This window comes from Streptomyces sp. SPB074, from assembly GCF_000154905.1.
Classification (GTDB): Bacteria; Actinomycetota; Actinomycetes; order Streptomycetales; family Streptomycetaceae; genus Streptomyces.
In genome coordinates this window covers 2,800,741-2,803,992 of the sequence record NZ_GG770539.1, presented here as the reverse complement: position 1 = coordinate 2,803,992, position 3,252 = coordinate 2,800,741, and the positions used below count along the sequence as shown (strand labels likewise).

Genomic DNA, 3,252 nt, shown 5'->3' with positions numbered 1-3,252 from the left:
CTGGAGCACCCCCATCTCCTCGAAGGCCGCGCGCAGGCTGCGCACGGCGTAGTACGCCCTGGACTTCACGGTTCCCTCCGGGACGGTCAGCCGGAGGGCCGCCTCCGCGACGCTCAGGCCCTCGTAGTAGAGCAGGCGCACCACGGCCCGGTGGTCCTCGGTGAGGCGGCCCAGGGCCGCTTCCACGAGCTGGCTCTCCAGGGCGAGCTCGATGTCGTCCCCGGACGGGACGGACATGAGCGCCACCTCGTCGTGCACCAGGCGCGGTCTCGCCTGCTGCGCCCGCCACGTGTCGGTCAGGACGTTGCGGACCACGGTGAAGAGGTACGAGCGCACCGAGGCGCCCTCCAGGCGTCGATCCGCTGCCAGGCGCGCAGCAGCGTCTCCTGGACGGCGTCCTCGGCCTGCTCCCGCGAGCCGGTGTACCGGGAGGCGAAGGCGAGCAGCACGTCGTAGTGATCGCGGTGCAGCGCCGTCATCAGCTGCTCGTCCGGCGTGGATGCCGCCACTGACCTTTTTCCTCGCTCCCGGCTCGGCGCCCGCGGCGCCTCTGCCGACCCGGTATACGGAACGGGACCCGGTCCGGTTCACCGGTTCTCATGATGAATTCGCGAGGGGCGGGGAAGGGGGCGGCGCACGGCACGGGGGCGGCGCGCCGGGGGCGTCGCTCAGCCCGCGTGCGCCAGCACGTTGAGGACCTCGCCGCTCCCCGGCTCCCGCACGAAGAAGCGGCGCACGCCCCACTCCTCGTCCCGGGGCGCGAACAGCACCTCGACGCCGCCCGCGCGCAGCGCCTCGTGGGCCGCGTCCACGTCGTCCACCTCGATGCTCAGCACGGGCGTGACGGGACCGGTCGCGTCACCCGTCGTCGTGCTGAGCTGGGCGGCCGGGGTCGCGGCCGAGGCGTGGGTGGCGATCCAGCCGTGGTCCATCACCTGCTCCATGCCGAGCAGCGCGAAGAAGGCGCGGCTGCGGGCGGGCGAGGAGGTGCGGAGCACCGGAACGACACGGCGTACGGAGACCATCGGGGGCCGCCTCTCAGTCGGTGGGCCAGCGTTCCCCGCATTGTGAGCAGAACACCGGGCGCGTGTCCGCCGAAACGCGACCGCACCCCGGGCACACCAGCGGCAGCAGGCACGCGGGTTCGCCCCCCTCGTCGGCCGTCCCCCGCCGCGCGCCCCCGGCCGCGGGCCCTGCCGCCCCGGCCCTGGCGCCGCCGATCGCCAGCCCCGCCCTGCGCCGGTGCGCCGTCACGTACGCGAGCCCGTGCGCGCCCGCCCGCAGCGCGCGCGTCGCCCCGCGCGGCAGCCAGAGCGCGCTGCCGGGGCCCAGATCGACCGGCCCGGCGTGACCGCTGCCCGCCACGACGAGCAGCAGTACGTCCAGCGCGTCCTCGCGGTGCGCGGCCACCTCCTCGCCCGGGCCCAGCCGGACCAGGTTCGCGTCGAGCTGGCGCGCGGGCTCGGCGAGGCGCCACAGGGCTCCGCGCGCCTCCTCGGGCGCCGCGCGCAGCACCGCGTCGAAGTCCGCGAGGAGGCGGGGGGCCGGAGCGGGCGCGGGGTCCGTCATCGGGGGTGCCTTCCGGGAGAGGGGGCGGGGCCCGGTGCGGCGTCCCGCCCGAGGAGCGGCAGCACGATCGTGTCCACGATCTCTTCGAGCACGTCGTCGGGCACCGGGGCGAAGGAGACGAGGATCTCGTGGCGCAGCAGGTCGAAGGGGAGCCGCTTGATCCGTTCCGTCAGGCGGCCCGGGGCGATCTCGCCGCGGGCCAGCGCCCGCTCCCAGATCACGTCGCCGTTCGCCTCGCGGGCCTCGGCGAGGAGGTCGCCCGGGTTCGTGCCCGTCTCCTGGTAGTAACCCGCGAGGTGCGCGTTCATAACCGTGATGAGTCGCACGCGCGTCTCGTTGATCGTCCGCATCAGGGTCAGGAGGTCCCCGCGCAGACCGCCCGTGTCGGGCACGTCGAGGTGCGCGCGCTCCAGGACGTGGGTGACGGCGGCCCGTACGAGGCTGTCGCGGTCCGGCCAGCGGCGGTAGAGGACCGGGGGGCTCGTGCCCGCGCGGCGCACCACCGCGTCCATCGTGAAGCCCGCGTACCCGCGCGCCGTCAGCTCCTCCCACGCCGCGTCCAGGAGCGCCCGCTCCAGGGCGGCCCCGCGTCGCCGCTCGGCCATCCTCGTACCTCCTTGCCCTTTAGATAGACTTGCCTATCTAAAAATCGGCGCCTACTCTCGGTCTCGCAAGCTCTAGATAGGACTCTATATCTAAAGGCGGTGGCCCGTCATGCCCGCACACCTCTCCCGCTCCTCCTCCCCGGCGCCGCCGGGCTCCGCGCCCGGCGGGCCCGCTCCCGTCGATCCCGCCGTCTGGCGGCTCGCCTTCACCGTGGTCGTCGGGGCGCTCGCCGTCGTCTTCGACACCACGATCGTCACCGTCGCGCTCGACGGCCTCGGCCGCTCCCTGCACGCCTCGCTCGCCACGGTCCAGTGGGTCAGCACCGGCTACCTGCTCGCCGTCTTCGTCACGATCCCGCTCGCAAAGTGGGCCCAGGCCCGGGTCGGCGGCAAACGCCTGTGGACCGGCGCGCTCCTCGTGTTCCTGCTCGGCTCGGTACTCAGCGCGCTGGCCTGGAACGCGCCCGCGCTCATCGCCTTCCGCGTCGTCCAGGGCATCGGCGGCGGCATCATGATGCCGCTCATGGCGACGCTGATCATGCAGGCCGCGAAGGGCCGCGAGACCGGCCGCGTCATGGCGACCGTGACCCTGCCCACCGCGCTCGGGCCCATTCTCGGGCCGGTGCTCGGCGGCCTCATCCTGAGCGTCGCGAGCTGGCGCTGGCTCTTCCTCGTGAACATCCCCTTCTGCCTCGTCGGCGCCGTACTCGCGCACCGCGACCTCCCCGACGACCGCCCCGCGCCCGACGCCCCGCGCCCCGGCCTCGACGTCACCGGGCTGCTGCTGCTCTCGCCGGGCGTCGCCGCGTTCCTGTACGGCCTCTCGCGGGTCGGGGGCAGCGCGGGCGTGCTCGTACCGCTGCTCGCCGGGCTCGTGCTCGTCCTCGCCTTCGTCGCCCGCTCGCTGCCGCGCCCGCACGCGCTCATCAACCTGCGACTCCTGCGCCACCGCGCGCCCGCCGCCTCCGCCGCCCTGCTGTTCCTCGGCGGCACGAGCCTGTACGGCGCGATGCTGCTGCTCCCGCTCTACTGGCAGCAGGTACGGGGCGAGGGCGCGCTCGGCGCGGGGCTGCTCCTC

Annotated in this window: 6 protein-coding genes; 1 reads left to right on the top strand and 5 read right to left on the bottom strand. The window is 74.4% G+C overall.

What is annotated here, in order from left to right; translation table 11 throughout:
• The 5 genes from SSBG_RS11525 to SSBG_RS11510 form a co-directional block, all read right to left on the bottom strand.
• On the bottom strand, positions 1–315 hold a 315-nt coding region (locus tag SSBG_RS11525), incomplete at its 3' end, for a sigma factor-like helix-turn-helix DNA-binding protein (protein ID WP_267880261.1).
• The gene (locus SSBG_RS33655) at positions 297–509 is read right to left on the bottom strand and encodes a sigma factor (RefSeq protein ID WP_008746316.1); all 213 of its coding nucleotides are present in this window, start codon (positions 507–509) and stop codon (positions 297–299) included. The genes SSBG_RS11525 and SSBG_RS33655, both read right to left, overlap by 19 nt.
• 159 nt (positions 510–668) lie before the next feature.
• Entirely contained in the window at positions 669–1,025 is a 357-nt protein-coding gene (locus SSBG_RS11520) for a VOC family protein (RefSeq protein ID WP_008746315.1), read from the bottom strand.
• A 13-nt stretch (positions 1,026–1,038) separates the two neighbouring features.
• A complete protein-coding gene (locus tag SSBG_RS11515) occupies positions 1,039–1,569 on the bottom strand; it encodes a hypothetical protein (protein ID WP_008746314.1) in 531 nt (176 codons plus the stop codon).
• Positions 1,566–2,174, bottom strand: a complete 609-nt coding sequence (locus tag SSBG_RS11510; RefSeq protein ID WP_037869504.1) for a TetR/AcrR family transcriptional regulator — start codon at positions 2,172–2,174, stop codon at positions 1,566–1,568. Before SSBG_RS11510 ends, SSBG_RS11515 begins: the two co-directional genes overlap by 4 nt.
• Positions 2,175–2,283: 109 nt before the next feature.
• Here SSBG_RS11510 and SSBG_RS11505 point away from each other — a divergent pair.
• Positions 2,284–3,252: MFS transporter (locus SSBG_RS11505; RefSeq protein ID WP_008746312.1), on the top strand; the 969-nt coding region annotated here is incomplete at its 3' end.